At 63.5% G+C, this 532-nt stretch carries 1 protein-coding gene; it reads right to left on the bottom strand.

Annotation, left to right across the window (positions count from 1 at the left end; genetic code table 11):
• Positions 1-532 (bottom strand): alanine racemase C-terminal domain-containing protein (locus EN780_RS37185; RefSeq protein WP_189557152.1); only part of this gene is annotated, 532 nt, incomplete at both ends.

Below are 532 nucleotides of genomic sequence, written 5' to 3'. Positions count from 1 at the left end.
GTGGTCACGAACATGGGGTCCGAGGATTTCGGCCGGACTGCCTGGTACCAGCGCCCAGTCAGGAACCCCCGAAACGTCGACGGTCAGGAGATCCATGGAAACGCGTCCGACAACCTGGGCGGCAAAACCCGCAACGGAGACGGCAGCGCGGCTTGAGCCGGCCCGGGAATAGCCGTTCGCGTATCCGATCGCGACCGTCGCGATCTTGGCTTGCTCGGTCAGGCGGTAGGTCGAGCTGTAGCCGACAGGGGCACCGCGCTTCATCGTCTTGACCTGAATGATCGGCGCGACTACGCGAGCTGGCTGCAACATGGGATTTGGGCGCCCTGTCAGCGGGTTGATCCCGAATGTCGCCTTGCCGGGCCGGACCATGTCGAACGCGTAGTCCGCGCCCAGATAGGTGCCAGCCGAATTGGCAAGCGACATTTTCGCGATGGGAAGCCCGCTCACCGCGCTCAGGAATGCCCCGCGCTGGAATTCGCACCTGTCGAAATCGAGGTCATCGGCTGCCGAAAGGTGCGACATGTAGAGG

It is taken from the genome of Mesorhizobium sp. M4B.F.Ca.ET.089.01.1.1 (genome assembly GCF_004022605.1).
Taxonomy (GTDB): domain Bacteria; phylum Pseudomonadota; class Alphaproteobacteria; order Rhizobiales; family Rhizobiaceae; genus Mesorhizobium; species Mesorhizobium abyssinicae.
The sequence above is the reverse complement of the archived record's forward strand: the minus strand, read 5'-3'. Positions and strand labels throughout refer to the sequence as shown.